At 65.7% G+C, this 17,128-nt stretch carries 17 protein-coding genes and 1 other RNA gene; 11 read left to right on the top strand and 7 right to left on the bottom strand.

The window, feature by feature from the left end; translation table 11 throughout:
- Positions 1-20 precede the first annotated feature (20 nt).
- The 4 genes from EV691_RS12095 (at position 21) to EV691_RS12080 (ending at position 4,142) form a co-directional block, all read left to right on the top strand.
- Positions 21-779: a TerC family protein gene (locus EV691_RS12095; RefSeq protein ID WP_131297222.1), complete on the top strand. Its 759-nt coding sequence runs from the start codon at positions 21-23 to the stop codon at positions 777-779.
- A 120-nt stretch (positions 780-899) separates the two neighbouring features.
- Complete coding sequence (locus EV691_RS12090) at positions 900-1,532, top strand: LysE family transporter (protein WP_131297221.1); 633 nt, start codon at positions 900-902, stop codon at positions 1,530-1,532.
- Between the two features lie 103 nt (positions 1,533-1,635).
- Positions 1,636-3,522, top strand: coding sequence for a cytochrome c/FTR1 family iron permease (locus tag EV691_RS12085; protein ID WP_131297220.1), 1,887 nt, complete (start codon positions 1,636-1,638; stop codon positions 3,520-3,522).
- A 170-nt stretch (positions 3,523-3,692) separates the two neighbouring features.
- A complete protein-coding gene (locus EV691_RS12080; RefSeq protein WP_131297219.1) occupies positions 3,693-4,142 on the top strand; it encodes a YaiI/YqxD family protein in 450 nt (149 codons plus the stop codon).
- A 26-nt stretch (positions 4,143-4,168) separates the two neighbouring features.
- Here the strand turns inward: EV691_RS12080 and elbB are convergent, their stop codons facing one another.
- Positions 4,169-4,822, bottom strand: a complete 654-nt coding sequence (gene elbB / locus EV691_RS12075) for an isoprenoid biosynthesis glyoxalase ElbB (protein WP_039806452.1) — start codon at positions 4,820-4,822, stop codon at positions 4,169-4,171.
- A gap of 356 nt (positions 4,823-5,178) precedes the next feature.
- Here elbB and hemB point away from each other — a divergent pair, with 356 nt between their 5' ends.
- Both hemB and ppk1 read left to right on the top strand, forming a co-directional pair.
- On the top strand, positions 5,179-6,192 hold the full coding sequence (gene hemB, locus EV691_RS12070) for a porphobilinogen synthase (RefSeq protein WP_131297218.1): 1,014 nt from the start codon (positions 5,179-5,181) through the stop codon (positions 6,190-6,192).
- Between the two features lie 18 nt (positions 6,193-6,210).
- Entirely contained in the window at positions 6,211-8,433 is a 2,223-nt protein-coding gene (gene ppk1 / locus EV691_RS12065; protein WP_131297217.1) for a polyphosphate kinase 1, read from the top strand.
- Between the two features lie 40 nt (positions 8,434-8,473).
- Here the strand turns inward: ppk1 and ppx are convergent, their stop codons facing one another.
- Complete coding sequence (ppx, locus tag EV691_RS12060) at positions 8,474-9,979, bottom strand: exopolyphosphatase (protein WP_131297216.1); 1,506 nt, start codon at positions 9,977-9,979, stop codon at positions 8,474-8,476.
- 325 nt (positions 9,980-10,304) lie between these two features.
- On the opposite strand from ppx, the gene trxA reads away from it, so the two are divergent.
- From trxA to EV691_RS12040, 4 genes are all read left to right on the top strand, one after another.
- On the top strand, positions 10,305-10,631 hold the full coding sequence (gene trxA, locus EV691_RS12055; RefSeq protein ID WP_039806448.1) for a thioredoxin TrxA: 327 nt from the start codon (positions 10,305-10,307) through the stop codon (positions 10,629-10,631).
- A gap of 329 nt (positions 10,632-10,960) precedes the next feature.
- Positions 10,961-12,220: a transcription termination factor Rho gene (gene rho / locus EV691_RS12050; protein WP_089169454.1), complete on the top strand. Its 1,260-nt coding sequence runs from the start codon at positions 10,961-10,963 to the stop codon at positions 12,218-12,220.
- Between the two features lie 96 nt (positions 12,221-12,316).
- Entirely contained in the window at positions 12,317-13,783 is a 1,467-nt protein-coding gene (gene ubiD, locus EV691_RS12045) for a 4-hydroxy-3-polyprenylbenzoate decarboxylase (protein WP_131297215.1), read from the top strand.
- Positions 13,784-13,868: 85 nt separating this feature from the next.
- The gene (locus EV691_RS12040; protein WP_131297214.1) at positions 13,869-14,837 is read left to right on the top strand and encodes a CDP-6-deoxy-delta-3,4-glucoseen reductase; all 969 of its coding nucleotides are present in this window, start codon (positions 13,869-13,871) and stop codon (positions 14,835-14,837) included.
- Between the two features lie 14 nt (positions 14,838-14,851).
- Here EV691_RS12040 and EV691_RS12035 read toward each other — a convergent pair whose 3' ends face one another.
- Positions 14,852-15,301 carry an EVE domain-containing protein gene (locus tag EV691_RS12035; RefSeq protein ID WP_131297213.1) on the bottom strand — a complete coding sequence of 150 codons (450 nt, stop codon included), beginning with the start codon at positions 15,299-15,301 and terminating at the stop codon, positions 14,852-14,854.
- Positions 15,302-15,484: 183 nt separating this feature from the next.
- On the opposite strand from EV691_RS12035, the gene EV691_RS24135 reads away from it, so the two are divergent.
- Positions 15,485-15,619, top strand: a complete 135-nt coding sequence (locus EV691_RS24135) for a hypothetical protein (RefSeq protein ID WP_264371134.1) — start codon at positions 15,485-15,487, stop codon at positions 15,617-15,619.
- Between the two features lies 1 nt (position 15,620).
- On the opposite strand, the gene EV691_RS12030 is transcribed toward EV691_RS24135, so the two are convergent.
- The 4 genes from EV691_RS12030 to EV691_RS12015 all read right to left on the bottom strand — a co-directional run bounded on the left by EV691_RS12030 (position 15,621) and on the right by EV691_RS12015 (position 17,087).
- On the bottom strand, positions 15,621-16,280 hold the full coding sequence (locus tag EV691_RS12030; RefSeq protein WP_131297212.1) for a 5-formyltetrahydrofolate cyclo-ligase: 660 nt from the start codon (positions 16,278-16,280) through the stop codon (positions 15,621-15,623).
- 79 nt (positions 16,281-16,359) lie between these two features.
- Positions 16,360-16,537, bottom strand: a non-coding RNA gene (gene ssrS / locus EV691_RS12025) — 6S RNA.
- 29 nt (positions 16,538-16,566) lie between these two features.
- Positions 16,567-16,881, bottom strand: a complete 315-nt coding sequence (locus EV691_RS12020; protein ID WP_039806440.1) for a cell division protein ZapA — start codon at positions 16,879-16,881, stop codon at positions 16,567-16,569.
- A complete protein-coding gene (locus EV691_RS12015; protein ID WP_039806438.1) occupies positions 16,878-17,087 on the bottom strand; it encodes a TIGR02449 family protein in 210 nt (69 codons plus the stop codon). Before EV691_RS12015 ends, EV691_RS12020 begins: the two co-directional genes overlap by 4 nt.
- Between the last annotated feature and the right edge of the window lie 41 nt (positions 17,088-17,128).

Below are 17,128 nucleotides of genomic sequence, written 5' to 3'. Positions count from 1 at the left end.
ACAGCGAGAGGTAGCCTCAAATGGAGTGGCTCAGCAACCCGGAGATCTGGGTCGCCTTTCTCACCCTGACCGCCCTGGAAATCGTCCTCGGCATCGACAACATCATCTTCATCTCGATCCTGGTCGGCCGCTTGCCGAAGGAGCAGCAGCCCAGGGCGCGCTTCTTCGGCCTGGCGCTGGCCATGGCTACGCGCATCCTGCTACTGCTGTCGATCGCCTGGGTGATGCGCCTGACCACCGACCTGTTCAGCGTGCTCGGCCAGGGCGTGTCCGGCCGTGACCTGATCCTGTTCTTCGGCGGCCTGTTCCTCTTGTTCAAGAGCACCCTCGAGATCTGGCACAGCGTCGAGGGCGAGGAGGAGACCGGCCACGAAGGTGGCGCCAAGAAGGCCGGATTCATGGGCGTGATCCTGCAGATCGCGGTGATCGATATCATCTTCTCGCTGGACTCGGTGATCACCGCGGTCGGCCTGGTACAGAACGTGCCGGTGATGATCGCCGCGATCGTCATCGCCGTGCTGGTGATGATGATGGCCGCCGGCACCATCAGCGAGTTCATCGAGAAGCACCCGTCGCTGAAGATCCTCGCCCTGTCGTTCCTCATCGTGGTCGGCACCCTGCTGGTCGCCGAGTCCTTCGAGGTGCACGTGCCCAAGGGCTACGTCTACTTCGCCATGGCTTTCTCCCTGGCCGTCGAGGCGCTCAACATCCGCGTGCGTACCGCGATGAAGCGCAAGCTCAGCGAGCCGGTGAAGCTGCACAAGGATCTGCCGGACTGAGTCCGGCTGCGTGCCGCGGGTGCGCAGGTGTGCTGCGCTGTCTTGCCTGATCGACTGCAGTACCGCCGGCCCGTGATGGGTCGGCGTCGTTTCCAACCTTTCCTGCCGGAGAGTCCGCCCGTGGCCCTGGAAACCTGGCTTGCCTACTTTGCCGCCTGCTGGGTGATCAGCCTGTCGCCCGGTGCCGGCGCCATCGCCTCGATGTCCAGCGGTCTGAATCACGGCTTTCGCCGTGGCTACTGGAACGCCGTCGGCCTGCAGCTGGCGCTGGCGCTGCAGATCGCCGTCGTCGCCGCCGGGCTCGGCGCGTTGCTGGCGACCTCGGAGCTGGCCTTCGGCCTGATCAAGTGGTTCGGCGTGGCCTATCTGGCGTATCTGGGCTGGCGGCAGTGGCAGGCGCCGGTCGACGAACTGGCTGCCGAGCGTGCCCCGCGCCGGCCGGAGCGGCCGCTCGCCCTGATGCTGCGCGGCTTTCTGGTCAACGCCGGCAACCCCAAGGCGATCGTCTTCATCCTTGCCGTATTGCCGCAGTTTCTCGATCCGGCGCGGCCGCTCCTGGTGCAGTACCTGGTGATGGCGGCAACCATGATCGGCGTCGACCTGCTGGTCATGGCCGGCTATACCGGGCTGGCGGCAAGAGTCCTGCGTCTGCTGCGCTCGCCGCGCCAGCAGCGCCTGCTCAACCGGACCTTCGCTGGCTTTTTCGTCGCTGCCGCCGGGCTCCTGGCACTGGTGCGCCGTACTCCGGGCTGAGATGCTTGCGGCAAATTGCCGCGCCAGTCATCGGGATCGGTGCTTGAGGGAAAACGTTAGGAGGGTAACAATTCGGGCGGATTCATTCTCATTTGGATTTGCCATGTTTATCCGCAAGCGTTTTCTGAGCTGGCTGCTGCTGCCGTTGCTGGCGCTGAGTTGCCTGATCGCCCAGGCCGAGCCTCAGGGCATGGCCCGCGCCCTGCATCTGCTCGGCTATCTGGGCGCCGACTACCCGGCCACCGTGGCCGGCGGACAGGTGATCGACAGCAGCGAGTACGAGGAGCAGCTGGAGTTCCAGGGCGTCCTGCAGGAGCTGGTCGCCGCCCTGCCGGAACGCAGTGGCAAGGACAAGCTGATGCAGGGCGTTGCCGAGCTGGGCGAGAACATCCGCCAGCGCCGCGAGGGTACCCTGGTGGCCGTCCAGGCGCGCCAGCTGGCCGCCGCCTTGGCCGAGACCTATCAGGTCAGCCTGGTCCCGCGGGTCACCCCCGACCCGGCGCGGGCCGCACCCCTCTATGCCCAGTACTGCAGCGCCTGCCACGGGGCCGAGGGTGCCGGCGACGGCCCGGCCGGAGCCGGACTGCAGCCGCCGCCGTCCAACCTGCGCGATGCGGCGCGGATGGACCGCCTGAGCCTGCACGATCAGTTCAACACCATCACCCTCGGCGTCGAGGGCACCGGCATGACCGGCTACGCCGCCCAGCTGGACGAGCGCCAGCGCTGGGACCTGGCCAGTTATGTCGCCAGCTTCAGTGCCGCTTCGGGAGCGACCGGGCCGTCCTTCAGCCTGGCGCAACTGGTCGGCCTGACCCCCGAGCAGGTGGCGGCGGAGCAGGGGGCCGAGGCCGTCGCGGCCTTCCGTGCCCAGCGCGCGCAGCCGCCGTTCCCGCAGCGCAGCGCGCAGCAGTTGATCGACTCGGCCCGCGACACCCTCAACCAGAGCCTGGCGGAATACCGCGTCGGTCACCGGCAGGAGGCCTACGACCTGTCGGTGACCGCCTATCTGGAGGGCTTCGAGCTGGTCGAGGACGCCCTGAACAACCTCGACCCGGAGCAGCGCAAGGCCACCGAGCGGGTGCTCCTGAGCTACCGTCAGGGTTTGCAGGACTCCCTGCCCCTCGAGGCCATGGAGCAACGCCTGGAGGCCGCTCAGGACGAGCTGGTGGAGAGTGCCGCGTTGCTCGCCGGCGGAGGCATGTCGGGTTCGCTGACCTTCCTGTCCAGCCTGCTGATCCTGCTGCGCGAGGGCCTGGAGGCGATCCTGGTGCTGGCGGCGATCATCGCCTACCTGCGCAACACCGGGCAGCAGCAGGCGCTGCGCAGCGTGCATGTCGGCTGGGGGCTGGCCCTGCTGGCCGGCATCGCGACCTGGGCACTGGCGGCCTACGTGATCGACGTCAGCGGCGCCCAGCGCGAATTGCTGGAGGGCTCGACCGCGTTGTTCGCCAGCGTGGTGCTGCTCTGGGTCGGTGTGTGGATGCATGACCGTCGTCATGTGGCGAGCTGGCAGGATTACATCCAGAACAGCCTGGTCGGTGGCGGTGGACGCCTGGGCTTCGCCGTGCTGGCGTTCTTCGCCATCTACCGCGAGCTGTTCGAGGTCATCCTGTTCTACCAGACCCTCTGGCTGCAGGCTGGGCCTGCCGGCCACGGCATGGTCCTGGCCGGCGCCGGTTGCGGTCTGGCGCTGCTCGTCGCACTGGCCTGGGTGATCCTGCGTGGCTCGCGCCGGCTGCCGCTGTCGCTCTTCTTCGGCATCAACGCGGCGCTGCTCTGCCTGCTCTCGGTGGTGTTCGCCGGACATGGCGTTGCCGCGCTGCAGGAGGCGGGCGTGCTGGATCTGCATCCGGTGGCCTTCTTCGAGCTCGAGTGGCTGGGCATCCATGCCGATAGCCTGACGCTGACGGCTCAGGCGCTGGTCGTGGCGGTCATTGCCGTGCTCTACGGGCGCAGCTGGCTGGCCGGGCGGCGGCGCACGGCGGCATAGACTGCAGCCTGTTCGCAAAAAGGGCGGCCCTCGGGTCGCCCTTTCCGTTTGCGGCCCTGGCGCGGCCAGGTGAAGCGCGACAGGCGGGCAAGGGAGCCGCCGGGCAGCGTCCGGTCGGCTCGGCGCGGCGTTTGCGCCATACTGTCGCTTTTGCACGGGGGAGCCGGGACGTGCGTGTGTGGATCGATGCCGATGCCTGTCCGCGGGCGGCCAAGGATCTGGTGATCAAGTTCGCCCTGAAGCGCAATTTCGAGGTGCTGCTGGTAGCCGGCCAGAGTCAGGTCAGGCCGACGTTCGCCTGCGTGCGGCTGATCGTGGTGCCGAGCGGCCCGGATGCGGCCGACGACTATCTGGTGGAGCATGCCGCTCCGGGCGAGCTGGTGATCTGCAGCGACATCCCGCTGGCCGACCGCCTGTTCAAGAAGGGCGTGGCTGCGCTGGACCCGCGCGGGCGCGAGTTCGACGAGCGCAACATGGGCGAGCGCCTGGCGCTGCGCAACCTGCTCAGCGACCTGCGCGACCAGGGCCAGATGGGCGGCGGTCAACCGCCCTACGGCGAGCGCGAACGACAGGCGTTCGCCAACGCCCTGGATCGCCTGCTGGTGCGCCTGGGCCGCTGAGCCGGTGGACGCACCGCCGGCGTCGTTCAGGTCAGCTCGAGGACGCGATCGACCAGCTTGTTGATGCCGCCGGCGGTTTCGCCGATCGACTTGGCGAGCATGTAGGCGGGGGTGGTGACCAGCTTGCGCTCGGTGTCGACGACGATCTCGTCCACCGCACAGATCTCATGCCGGGCGCCCATCTTGGTCAGGGTGGCCGCGGTGTCCGGATCGCTGCCGATGGTGCAGACCACGCCGGGACCGTAGATCCTGGCCGCCAGCGCCGGCGCGATGCAGATCAGTCCCACTGGCTTGCCGGCCCGAGCGAAGGCCTGGGCGAAGGCCAGCACGTCGGGCTGTACCGTGCAGTTGGCGCCGCTCACCGCGAAGTCGGAAAGATTCTTCGCCGCGCCGAAACCGCCGGGCAGGATCAGCGCATCGAAGTTCTCGACCCGGCCCTCGCGAACGTCCTTGATGTTGCCGCGGGCCAGGCGTGCCGCCTCCACCAGCACGTTGCGGCTTTCCTGCATTTCCTCGCCGCGATAGTGATCGATCACCTGCATCTGTGGAACGTTCGGCGCGAAGCACTGTACCTGGGCACCGCGCTGGTCGAGGCGCAGCAGGGTGAGCACGCTCTCGTAGATTTCCGAGCCGTCGTAGACGCCGCAGCCGGAGAGGATGACGGCAACTTTCTTGTTCATGGAAGCCTCCTGGAGTGGGCCGGGCAACTCCGCTTGCGGCGGATTCCGGCTGGTCTGGTGAACGGGCGCTGCGCATCCGGGATGGACGAGAAGCGGTGGGCCAATCCTAGCTGCTCGTCGCGTCGGGCGACATGCCGGCAACATGGCCAGGCTGCTTCAAGCCTTGCCGACGACGCCATGGCAGGCCTTCCCGCGCAATCCCGGGCGAAGTGCTGGCTCTCGGCGGCGCGGCTGGCGACAATGGGAATCCGGGGCGACGAGCGACTATCGCTGGAGTCCCGAACGTCATATTTCGGTCATCTGGTCGGCTTATAACTGTCACATTGCGCCCGCCTGCCCGGGTCTTGGAGTCCGCCGTGAGCTTTACCCCCGCCAATCGTCTGTTTCCCGCCACTCGCCTGCGCCGCAACCGTCGCGACGAGTTTTCCCGCCGGCTGGTGCGCGAGAACGTGCTCACCACCAACGATCTGATCCTGCCGGTATTCGTGCTCGATGGCGAGAACCGCCGCGAGGCGGTGCCCTCGATGCCGGGCGTCGAGCGCCTGAGCATCGACCTGCTGCTCGAGGAGGCGGCGGCGTGCGTGGCCCTGGGCATTCCGGCGCTGGCGCTGTTCCCGGTGACCCCGCCGGAGAAGAAGTCGCTGGATGCCGCCGAGGCCTGGAATCCCGAGGGCATCGCCCAGCGAGCCACCCGTGCCCTGCGCCAGCGTTTTCCGGAGCTGGGGATCATCACCGACGTGGCCCTGGATCCCTTCACCACCCATGGCCAGGATGGCATCCTCGACGAGCATGGCTACGTACAGAACGACGTCACCGTCGATGCGCTGGTCAGGCAGGCGCTCTCCCATGCCGAGGCCGGCGCCCAGGTGGTGGCGCCTTCGGACATGATGGACGGACGCATCCAGGCGATCCGCGAGGCGCTGGAGCTGGCCGGGCACTCGAACGTGCGCATCATGGCCTATTCGGCCAAGTACGCCAGCGCCTACTACGGCCCGTTCCGCGATGCCGTGGGCTCGGCCGGCAACCTCGGCAAGGGCAGCAAGAACACCTACCAGATGGATCCGGCCAACGGCGACGAGGCCCTGCACGAGGTGGCTCTGGACCTGGCCGAAGGCGCCGACATGGTGATGGTCAAGCCGGGCATGCCCTATCTGGATGTGGTCCGCCGGGTGAAGGACGAATTCCGCGTGCCGACCTTCGTCTACCAGGTCAGTGGCGAGTACGCCATGCACATGGCGGCGATCCAGAACGGCTGGCTGGGCGAGGCGGTGATCCTCGAGTCTTTGGTCGCCTTCAAGCGTGCCGGGGCCGATGGCATCCTCACCTACTTCGCCAGGCGCGCGGCAGAACTGCTAAAACAAGGCCATTAACTGCTCCGGGAAGCTCAGATGAACACTGAAGGTCTCAACGACAACGCCTTGCTCGAAGCCGAACCGGCACAAGAACCGCTCGCCGAACTCCAGGAGGCGGAGCCCGAACAGGAAGCGGCACCCGTCCAGGGTGAGCCGGTCCCGGAGGCTCTGCCTGCGGCGGTGCCGAGTCTGGACGATACCTGCCTGTACATCCATCGCGAGCTGTCTCTGTTGCAGTTCAATGCCCGCGTGCTGGCGCAGGCGCTGGACGAGTCCTATCCGCTGCTCGAGCGGCTGAAGTTCCTGCTGATCTTCTCCGGCAACCTCGACGAGTTCTTCCAGATCCGTGTCGCCGGCCTGAAGAAGCAGGTCGCCTTCGCCCGCGAACTGGCCGGCGCCGACGGCCTGCAGCCGCATCAGGCGCTGCCCTGGATCAGCGAGCAGGTGCACGAGTTGGTGGCCCGCCAGTACGCCATCCTCAATGAGGTGCTGCTGCCCGAGCTGGCCCGCCACCAGATCAACTTCATCCGCCGCCGGAACTGGACGCCCAAGGTCAAGGCCTGGGTGCGTCGCTACTTCCGCGAGGAGATCGCGCCGATCATGACGCCGATCGGCCTCGACCCGACGCACCCCTTCCCGCTGCTGGTGAACAAGAGCCTGAACTTCATCGTCGAGCTGGAGGGGCTGGATGCCTTCGGTCGCGATTCCGGTCTGGCCATACTGCCGGCGCCGCGCCTGCTGCCTCGGGTGATCCGCATTCCGGAAGAGGTGGGCGGTCCCGGCGACAACTTCGTGTTCCTTTCCTCGATGATCCATGCCCATGCCGACGACCTGTTCCAAGGCATGAAGGTCAAGGGCTGCTACCAGTTCCGCCTGACCCGCAACGCCGATCTGTCGGTGGACGAGGATGTCGAGGACCTGGCCCGCGCCCTGCGCGGCGAGCTGTACTCCCGGCGCTTCGGCGATGCGGTGCGGCTGGAGGTGGTGGATACCTGCCCGCAGCACCTGACCGGCTATCTGCTCAAGCAGTTCGGCCTGTCCGAGGCGGAAATGTACCGAGTCGACGGGCCGGTCAACCTGACCCGCCTGTTCAGCATCACCGGCCTGGACAGCCACCCGGAACTGCAGCACGCCCCCTTCACGCCGGTGATTCCCAAGGCGCTGCAGAATAGCGAGAACATGTTCAACGTGATCGGCAAGCAGGACATGCTGCTGCTGCATCCGTTCGAGTCCTTCACGCCGGTAGTCGATCTGTTGCGCCAGGCGGCCAAGGACCCCCACGTACTGGCGATCAAGCAGACGCTGTACCGCTCCGGGGCCAACTCGGAGATCGTCGATGCCCTGGTGGAGGCGGCGCGCAACGGCAAGGAGGTCACCGCGGTGGTCGAGCTGCGCGCGCGCTTCGACGAGGAGTCCAACCTGCAGCTGGCCAGCCGCCTGCAGCAGGCCGGCGCGGTGGTCATCTACGGGGTGGTCGGGTTCAAGACCCACGCCAAGATGATGCTGATCCTGCGTCGCGAGAACGGCGAGCTGCGCCGCTACGCGCACCTCGGGACCGGCAACTACCATGCCGGCAACGCCCGGCTGTACACCGACTACAGCCTGCTGACCGCCGACCTGGCGTTGTGCGAAGACGTCTCCAAGCTGTTCAACCAGTTGATCGGCATGGGCAAGACCCTGCGCATGAAGAAGCTGCTGCATGCGCCCTTCACCCTGAAGAAGGCCCTGCTCGACATGATCGCCCGGGAGACTCAGCATGCCAGCGAGGGCCGGCCGGCGCACATCATCATCAAGATCAACTCGCTGACCGATGCGAAGATGATCCGTGCGTTGTACAAGGCCAGTCAGACCGGGGTGCGGGTCGACCTGATCGTGCGCGGCATGTGCTGCCTGCGCCCGGGCATCCTGGGCGTCTCGCACAACATCCAGGTACGCTCGATCATCGGCCGCTTCCTCGAGCACACGCGGGTGTTCTACTTCCTCAACGACGGCGAGGAAAAGCTCTACCTGTCCAGTGCCGACTGGATGGAGCGCAACCTCGATCGGCGGGTCGAGACCTGCTTCCCGGTGGAGGGCAAGAAACTGATGCTGCGGGTGAAGAAGGAGCTGGAGGCCTACCTCGGAGACAACACCCAGAGTTGGCAGCTGCAGCCGGACGGCAGCTATCTGCGCAACAGTCCGAGCGGCAACCAGAATCCGCGCAACGCCCAGACGATGCTGCTGGAGAAGCTGAGCAATCCCATGCTTGGTACGCGCTAAAACGCGGCGGGGCCGCCAGCACGGCGGCCCCGCCAGTGCTTCAGCACACCCGGATGGTGTAACCGACTCGCGCCAGCCACTCGGCTTCCTGTTCGAAGTCGGCCTGGGTCAGCGGGTTGGCGTTCAGCCAGCCGTCGGGGAAGGTCAGTTCCAGCTCGCGCTCGCCGGCGCGGAACTGCACCCTGGGCATCTCCTGGGTGCCACGGATGTGGTGGAAGAGGATCGCGACGCGCAGCAGGATGCACAGTCGCACCAGTTTGTCGCCATCGTCGCTGCCGAATTCGCTGAACTTGTCCCGCGGGATGTTGCGCCGATGGCCGCGGACCAGCAGGGCGAGCATCTGTTGGTCCTTGCGGGAGAAGCCGGCCAGGTCGGAATGCTCGATCAGGTAGGCGCCGTGCTTGTGGTAATGGTAGTGGGCGATGTCCAGGCCGATCTCGTGCACCCGCGCCGCCCAGCTCAGCAGTTCGCGATGGCTTTCGTCCTCCAGACCCCAGGCGGCGGCGACCTGCTCGAGTGCCGAGAGCGCCTTGGCCTCGACCCGCGCAGCCTGTTCCACGTCGACGTGATAGCGCTCCATCAGCGAGCGGAGGGTGCGTTCGCGGACGTCCTCGTGGTGGTGACGGCCGAGCAGGTCGTAGAGCACGCCTTCGCGCAGGGCGCCATCCGAGTAGGTCATCGTCTGCAGCTGCAGGGCGTCGAACAGCGCCTCCAGGACCGCCAGGCCGGCGGGGAAGATGGCCCGGCGGTCCGGCTTGATGCCGTCCATGTCCAGCTTGTCCACGTCACCGAGCTTGAACAGCTTGCGCTTCAGCCAGGCGATGCCTTCGGCGGTCACTTCGCCGTTGCTGTAGCCGCCGCTCTGGATCGCCTGGCCAACCGCGCGAATGGTTCCCGAGGAGCCCACCGCCTCCTGCCAGCCGAGGCGTTGCAGGGCGTTCTCGATGGCCATCAGCTCCAGGCGCGCGGCGGTATAGGCCTGGGCGTAGCGGGCCGGGGTGATCTTGCCGTCGGCGAAGTGGTTGCGGGTGTAGCTGACGCTGCCCATCTGCAGGCTTTCGCGCAGCAGCGGTTCGAAGTTCTCGCCGATGATGAATTCCGTGCTGCCGCCGCCGATGTCCACGACCAGACGCTTGCCGGCCGCGCTCGGCAGGGTGTGGGAGACGCCGAGGTAGATCAGGCGCGCCTCCTCGCGGCCGGAGATCACTTCCACCGGGTGGCCGAGGACCTCGTTGGCACGACGGATGAATTCGTTGCGGTTGCGCGCCTCGCGCAGGGCATTGGTGGCGACGATGCGCACCACTCCCTTGGGCAGGCCGTTGATCAGTTGGGCGAAGCGGCGCAGGCAGTCGAGCCCGCGTTGCATGGCCTCCTCGCTGAGCTGGTGCTGGTCGTCGAGGCCTGCCCCCAGCTGGACTTTCTCGCCCAGGCGTTCGAGCGGGCGGATCTCGGTCCGGTCGGCCTTGGCCAGCACCATGTGGAAGCTGTTGGAGCCAAGGTCGATGGCGGCAATCAGGGGGAAGCTCTCGGCTTGGATTTTTGGCATGTCAGGTGTCTCGATGGCGGAACCGCGCCGTCCGGCCACGGGAGAGCAGCAGTTGTACCAGTTTACGGATCAAGGGTCCAAAGCAGCTTGTGCGATAAACGGTCCATTATAAGGCTTGGCTACGGTTGGGACGATGCGCCCGAATGTCTCCGGGCGGAGGCCTCCAGGGCGATGGGCAGCCGGGCTCGGGGCGGGGCGAATCCCGCTTCCTTTTTCGCATGCCGGAGGGCTTGGGGCGGGGCAGGGCTGCGTGCTCGCCTTCCTGTGCCGGTCAATGCGGGCTATCATGTTCGGAAATTTGTGCTTCCGACCACGGAGATTTTCCATGAGCGAACTCATCACCAATGTCAGCGACGCCAGCTTCGAGCAGGATGTGCTTCAGGCCGAGGGGCCGGTGCTTGTCGATTACTGGGCCGAATGGTGCGGACCATGCAAGATGATCGCCCCGGTGCTCAGCGAAATTGCCAAGGATTACGAGGGCAAACTGAAGGTCTGCAAGCTGAACATCGATGAAAATCAGGGAACTCCGGCGAAATACGGCGTGCGTGGCATTCCGACCCTGATGCTGTTCAAGGGCGGCAACGTCGAGGCAACCAAGGTTGGCGCCCTGTCCAAGTCGCAGCTGGCCGCCTTTCTCGACAGCAATATCTGAGTTTGCCTGCCAAGCGCATCCTTCGCTCCCGGGCAGGTTGAAAGCATGCAAGCCGGGACTGGCTGGTCCCGTGGTCTCGAGCCCGGCGAGCTGCGTGTATCGAGAGAGGCCGAAAGCGGCCTGCTCGCCGGGTTCGGGGGTGCGGTTTTTGTCGTGCGAGGCTGGACGCACCTTTTGCGGGGTGTTAGATTCGGCTCTCGCAGCGAATTTACCGCTGTCCTCCGTCAGTCGTCGCCGACGCACCCCTTTAGAATAAGTACAGCGATCCGATCGCCTTCCCTGCGGCGCGGCTTTCCCAAGCTCAACGCTTTCTGCCCTCTTATCGTCTTATGAACCTGACCGAACTCAAGCAAAAGCCTATTACCGAACTGCTGGAAATGGCCGAACAGATGGGCCTGGAGAACATGGCCCGTTCGCGTAAGCAGGATGTGATTTTCTCCCTGCTGAAGAAGCATGCGAAAAGCGGCGAGGAAATCTCCGGTGATGGCGTGCTGGAGATTCTTCAGGACGGCTTCGGATTCCTGCGCAGTGCGGACTCCTCCTATCTGGCCGGGCCGGACGACATCTACGTCTCGCCGAGCCAGATCCGCCGCTTCAACCTGCGCACCGGCGATACCATTGTCGGCAAGATTCGCCCGCCAAAGGAAGGCGAACGCTACTTCGCCCTGCTCAAGGTCGACTCGATCAACTTCGACCGGCCGGAAAACGCGAAGAACAAGATTCTCTTCGAGAACCTCACTCCGCTGTTCCCCAACCTCCGTCTCACCATGGAGGCCGGCAACGGCTCCACCGAAGACCTTACCGGCCGCGTGATCGATCTTTGCGCGCCGATCGGCAAGGGACAGCGCGGTCTGATCGTCGCACCGCCGAAAGCCGGCAAGACGATCATGCTGCAGAACATCGCCAGCAACATCACGCGCAACAATCCCGAGTGTCACCTGATCGTCCTGCTGATCGACGAGCGTCCGGAGGAAGTGACCGAGATGCAGCGCACCGTGCGCGGCGAAGTGGTCGCCTCCACCTTCGACGAGCCGCCGACCCGCCACGTGCAGGTCGCCGAGATGGTCATCGAGAAGGCCAAGCGCCTGGTCGAGCACAAGAAGGACGTGGTGATCCTGCTCGACTCCATCACCCGCCTGGCGCGTGCCTATAACACGGTGATCCCCAGCTCCGGCAAGGTGCTCACCGGTGGTGTCGACGCCCATGCCCTGGAGAAGCCCAAGCGCTTCTTCGGCGCCGCGCGCAACATCGAGGAGGGCGGCAGCCTGACCATCCTCGCCACCGCGCTGGTGGAGACCGGCTCGAAGATGGACGAGGTGATCTACGAGGAATTCAAGGGCACCGGTAACCTGGAGCTGCAGCTGGACCGGCGCATCGCCGAGAAGCGCGTGTTCCCAGCGATCAACATCAACCGCTCCGGCACCCGCCGCGAAGAGCTGCTGACCGGTGAGGAGGAGCTGCAGCGCATGTGGATTCTGCGCAAGATCCTCCATCCCATGGACGAGATCGCCGCCATCGAGTTCCTCCTCGACCGTCTGAAGGACACCAAGACCAACGAGGAATTCTTCCAGTCGATGAAGCGGAAGTAATCCGCCGCGACAAGTCGCAAGCCGCAGGCCGCAAGGTGGCAGGTTGGCGCCGCCACCCTCTGGCCTGAGGCTTGCTGCCCGAGGCTCGCAGCACCCATGAAATACTCCGATCTCCGCGACTTCCTGCGCGCCCTGGAGGCGCGTGGCGAGCTCAAGCGTATCCAGACGCCGGTTTCACCCGTACTGGAAATGACCGAAATCTGCGACCGCACCCTGCGTCGAGGGGGGCCTGCGTTGCTGTTCGAGAAGCCTCAGGGCTTCGATATGCCGGTGCTCGGCAACCTGTTCGGCACGCCGCAGCGCGTGGCGTTCGGCATGGGCGCCGAGGATGTCTCCGAACTGCGCGAGATCGGCCGCCTGCTGGCCTTCCTCAAGGAACCTGAGCCGCCCAAGGGCCTGAAGGATGCCTGGGACAAGCTGCCGCTGTTCCGGAAGGTGGTCAGCATGGCGCCCAAGGTGCTGAAGGACGCGCCCTGCCAGGAGCTGATCCTCGAGGGCGAGGAAGTCGATCTCGGCAAGCTGCCCGTGCAGCACTGCTGGCCGGGCGATGCGGCGCCCCTGATCACCTGGGGCCTGACCATCACCCGTGGGCCGAACAAGGAGCGGCAGAACCTCGGTATCTACCGGCAGCAGGTGATCGGCCGCAACAAGGTGATCATGCGCTGGCTCAGCCATCGTGGCGGCGCACTCGACTATCGCGAGTGGTGCCAGAAGCATCCGGATCGTCCCTACCCAGTGGCGGTGGCCCTGGGCGCCGATCCGGCAACCATCCTTGGCGCGGTCACGCCGGTGCCGGATACCCTGTCCGAATATGCCTTCGCCGGGCTGTTGCGTGGACAGCGCACCGAACTGGTCAAGGCCATCGGCAGCGACCTGCAGGTGCCGGCCAGTGCGGAAATCGTGCTGGAGGGCCACATCCATCCCGGGGAGATGGCCGACGAAGGTCCTTATGGCGACCATACCGGCTACTACAACGAGGTGGACCGTTTTCCGGTGTTCACCATCGAGCGCATCACCCGGCGCCGTGACGCCATTTACCACAGTACCTATACCGGTCGGCCGCCGGATGAGCCGGCCGTGCTTGGAGTGGCACTGAACGAAGTGTTCGTGCCGATCCTGCAGAAGCAGTTCCCGGAGATCGTCGATTTCTACCTGCCGCCGGAGGGGTGTTCCTACCGCATGGCGGTGGTGACCATCAAGAAGCAGTATCCCGGTCATGCCAAGCGCGTCATGCTCGGTGTGTGGTCGTTCCTGCGCCAGTTCATGTACACCAAGTTCGTCATCGTCACCGACGACGATATCAATGCCCGCGACTGGAACGACGTGATCTGGGCCATCACCACCCGCATGGATCCCAAGCGCGACACCGTGCTGATCGACAACACGCCGATCGACTACCTCGATTTCGCTTCGCCGATCTCCGGCCTGGGTTCGAAGATGGGCCTGGATGCCACCCACAAGTGGCCGGGCGAGACCAGCCGCGAGTGGGGGCGGGCCATTCGCCAGGACCCGGCGGTGAAGCAGCGCGTCGACGAGCTCTGGCCGCTGCTGGGCATCGACTGAGGCCGCCGGCCGGCGGATCCTTCAGTCTCACCCGTTCGCGGCCCGGGCCGCTCCCCCCGATTGACCCCTTCAGCGGCGGAACATCATGAAAGTGACCCTGCAACCCTCTGGCGCCGAACTCGATGTGAATGTCGGCGAATCCATCCTCGATGCCGCGCTGCGGCTCGGCTATGAGTGCCCGCAGGGCTGTCGCAACGGCAACTGCCATGCCTGTGCAGCGCGCCTGGTCGAGGGGCGGGTGCGCCAGGGGGATGAGGTGCTCACCCAGGGCGAACTGCTGACCTGCCAGGCCAGGCCGCAGGCGGATTGCGTGCTGCACTGGGATGGTGTGCTGGCACCGGGCGAGCTGCCGGTGCGCGAGCTGAGCTGCCAGTTGGTCGACTGTGAGGCGCTCGGCGGCGACGTGTTCCGCGTGCGCCTGCGCGCCCCGGCGGGCAAGCCGCCGCGCTACCACGCCGGACAGTACCTGCAGCTGCAGCGTGAGGACGGCAGTTTCTCCTCCTTTTCCCTGGCTTCGGCGCCCTGCATGGGGCGTGAGCTGGAGCTGCACGTTCTGGCGCGCGAGACATCGGCCCTGGAGTTGCTGGCGTTCATCCGCCGCCAGGGCTTCGCCCGTGTGCGCCTGCCGTTCGGCGATGCCTGTCTGGTCGAGTTGCCGGACGGTCCGCTGGTGCTGATCGCCGCCGGCACCGGCATGGCGCAGATGCAGAGCCTGGTGGAGCATTGCCGGGCGAACGGCTTCGCCCGGCCGATCCACCTCTACTGGGGGGCGCGGCGACCGGAGGATTTCTACCGGCTGCCTTATGCGGAAGAATGGCAGCGCCTGCCCAACCTGCACCTGCACCGGGTGGTCAGCGATCTGTGTGGCTGGGAGGGGCGCTGTGGCCTGCTGCATGAGGCGGTGCGCGAGGACTTCGCCGACCTCCGGGCGTTGCACGTGTATGCCAGCGGCTCGCCGGGTATGGTCTATGCCACTCTGGACGCGCTGCTCGAAGCGGGCATGGAGGCCCGGCAGATGCGCGCCGACGTCTTCGCCTACGCTCCCCGCTCCTGACGACCGCCCGCCGCTCAGCGCAGCGCGAGCACGGCGGCCCATTCGCTGGCCTCCACCGGCATCACCGAGAGCCGGCTGCCCTTCTGCAGTAGTGGTAGCTGCGTCAGCTCGGGAATGCTGCGCAGGCGTGCCAACCCGATGATGTCGCTGAAGGCCTCGATGAACTCCACATCGACTGCGCTCCATGGGTTCTTCTCCGCGCTGGCCCTGGCGTCGAAGTAGGGGCCGTGCGGGTCGAGGGCGCTGGGGTCGGGATAGGCGGTCCGGACGATCCGGCTGATGCCGGCAATTCCCGGTTGCGGACAGCTGGAGTGGTAGAAGAAGAACAGCTCGTCGGCCTGCATGTTTCGCAGGAAGTTGCGCGCCTGGTAATTGCGCACTCCATCCCAACGCGCCTGGCGGAGGCGCTGTAGTGTAGCCGCGGACAGCACGTCGGGTTCGGATTTCATCAGCCAGTACGGCATGGGAATCGGCTCCGGATGCCGGTCATCGGGACGTCGGAAAAAGCTTCGATCTTGTTGACGACCGGGGTTTGATTGACGGGTCGAGTTGGCGGAGAATGCCGCCGCTTTTTGGGGGGAGGTGGCTTTTGCAGCCACCATTTTGCTGTTCATCATCGTGCAGTGCCTTGAAGGGGGAGGCAATCGATGAAGCGCAAGCCAGATCTACTGTGGGTTCTCGTCATTCTCTTCGGACTGGGGGTGGTCACCACAGGCTACGCGCAAAGCCACTGGGAGCAAAAGCAGAGCGATCAGTCGCCGAGCCTGTTCCGCAGTCTTTGACCTATTCGCGGGCACCGCAGGGATCGCGGTGCAACTGCCCCCGCCTCATCATCTTCCTGTCGGCCGCATACCAGGCCTTGTCCGTCACCGTGGCCTCCAGTGGCACGTCCCAACTGGCCAGCGCCAGCCGATCGACCTTCTGACATTCGTGGGCCAGGCCCAGCAGCGCAGGCTTGCGACAGTACTTGTGGCGGGTCCGATAGGCCAGGCTGCGGTCATAGAAGCCGCCCCCCATGCCCAAGCGTCCACCCTCGCAGTCGAAGCCCACCAGGGGCATCAGCAGCAGATCGAGCGTCCAGACCTTGCGCTGCCGGGCGCGGTTCGGCCGTGGCTCGCGGATGCGGAAGCGGTTCAGGTGCAGTGCCTCGCCGGGATGGATGCGCTGGAACACCATGCGCGTCGCCGGCCAGGCGTTGAGCACCGGCAGGTAGGTCGCCTTGCCGCGCCGCTGTGCGGCGTCGAGCAGCAGTCCTGGGTCGATCTCGCCGTCGTTGGGCAGATACAGCGCCACGTGGCGACAGCGGCGGAACAGCGGATGCTGCGCCAGCTGGCGATAGAGCCGGCGGGCGGCCTGGCGCTGGCGTTGAGGTGCGAGCGCGCGCCGCCGCTCGCGGAGCAGGCGGCGCAACTGGGCGCGGGAAAGGCCGGCGGCTTCGATCATGCCGAATGAATGCGTGTCGATAATGGGGAGACGGCGATCCGGCGAGATTCGCTGCTGCGGCGTGGCAGGCGCAGAAAGTGGGCTCCCCGAAGTGCCGCTGCCGGCTTGACCCTTGAACCCGAAAGTTCAAGGTGGCGACTGACGATGACTTTAAGGCTTTCCGTCAGGCGGACATGCACACGGGTCACACGTACAGCCTCCAAAGTTTTGCGTATCGGGAGAGGGACGTGGCCGACTGGCGTACACACCAGGGAGTGATCGCCAGTATACCCGAATCCAACCGAACTCAAGTCGTCAGCTCATCCGGATTGTTGGTCAGGGCGCGGTCGACCCGCTCCAGCAGGGTGCGGACCTGCTCGCGGGTCGAGCTGGCCTGCAGGTCCAAACGCTCCTGCTTGTGCAGCAGATCGTGGGTGATGTTGAGGGCAGCCATCACCGCGACGCGGTCGGCGCCGATAACCTTGCCGCTCGAGCGGATTTCCCGCATTTTCCCATCCAAGTAACGGGCGGCGCTTTCCAGATTGGCCCGTTCTTCCGGTGGGCAGGCAATGCAGTAGTCCTTGTCGAGAATGTGGACGGTAATGGTGTGCGGCTGGCTCATGAGTCCTGCTCCAGGGCTTTCAGACGTGAAATCATCGATTCGACCTTGTGCCTGGCGATTTCGTTCTTTTCGATGAGGTGGGCGCGTTCCTCTCGCCAGGCCTTTTCATTCGCCAGGAGGAACCGGTTATGGGCCTTGATCTGCTCGAGGCGCTGGATCAGCAGCTCCAGCTGACGGGTGAGGGCTTGCAGGTCGTCGTCTTCCATGGCGCCTCTTTCTTTGCGAATGAACGGGGCTCAAGACCCCG

The sequence above is a fragment of the Azotobacter chroococcum genome (genome assembly GCF_004339665.1).
Classification (GTDB): Bacteria; Pseudomonadota; Gammaproteobacteria; order Pseudomonadales; family Pseudomonadaceae; genus Azotobacter; species Azotobacter chroococcum.
The sequence above is the reverse complement of the archived record's forward strand: the minus strand, read 5'-3'. Positions and strand labels throughout refer to the sequence as shown.

Excerpts from the sequence above, each read along its gene's own strand:
- ubiD (WP_131297215.1), top strand. The coding sequence starts at position 12,317 with ATGAAATACTCCGATCTCCGCGACTTCCTGCGCGCCCTGGAGGCGCGT.
- EV691_RS12020 (WP_039806440.1), bottom strand. The coding sequence starts at position 16,881 with ATGAGCCAGCCGCACACCATTACCGTCCACATTCTCGACAAGGACTAC.
- EV691_RS12095 (WP_131297222.1), top strand. The coding sequence starts at position 21 with ATGGAGTGGCTCAGCAACCCGGAGATCTGGGTCGCCTTTCTCACCCTG.
- EV691_RS12040 (WP_131297214.1), top strand. The coding sequence starts at position 13,869 with ATGAAAGTGACCCTGCAACCCTCTGGCGCCGAACTCGATGTGAATGTC.
- EV691_RS12085 (WP_131297220.1), top strand. The coding sequence starts at position 1,636 with ATGTTTATCCGCAAGCGTTTTCTGAGCTGGCTGCTGCTGCCGTTGCTG.
- elbB (WP_039806452.1), bottom strand. The coding sequence starts at position 4,822 with ATGAACAAGAAAGTTGCCGTCATCCTCTCCGGCTGCGGCGTCTACGAC.
- EV691_RS12030 (WP_131297212.1), bottom strand. The coding sequence starts at position 16,280 with ATGATCGAAGCCGCCGGCCTTTCCCGCGCCCAGTTGCGCCGCCTGCTC.
- EV691_RS24135 (WP_264371134.1), top strand. The coding sequence starts at position 15,485 with ATGAAGCGCAAGCCAGATCTACTGTGGGTTCTCGTCATTCTCTTCGGA.
- trxA (WP_039806448.1), top strand. The coding sequence starts at position 10,305 with ATGAGCGAACTCATCACCAATGTCAGCGACGCCAGCTTCGAGCAGGAT.
- EV691_RS12015 (WP_039806438.1), bottom strand. The coding sequence starts at position 17,087 with ATGGAAGACGACGACCTGCAAGCCCTCACCCGTCAGCTGGAGCTGCTG.
- EV691_RS12035 (WP_131297213.1), bottom strand. The coding sequence starts at position 15,301 with ATGCCGTACTGGCTGATGAAATCCGAACCCGACGTGCTGTCCGCGGCT.
- ppx (WP_131297216.1), bottom strand. The coding sequence starts at position 9,979 with ATGCCAAAAATCCAAGCCGAGAGCTTCCCCCTGATTGCCGCCATCGAC.
- rho (WP_089169454.1), top strand. The coding sequence starts at position 10,961 with ATGAACCTGACCGAACTCAAGCAAAAGCCTATTACCGAACTGCTGGAA.
- ppk1 (WP_131297217.1), top strand. The coding sequence starts at position 6,211 with ATGAACACTGAAGGTCTCAACGACAACGCCTTGCTCGAAGCCGAACCG.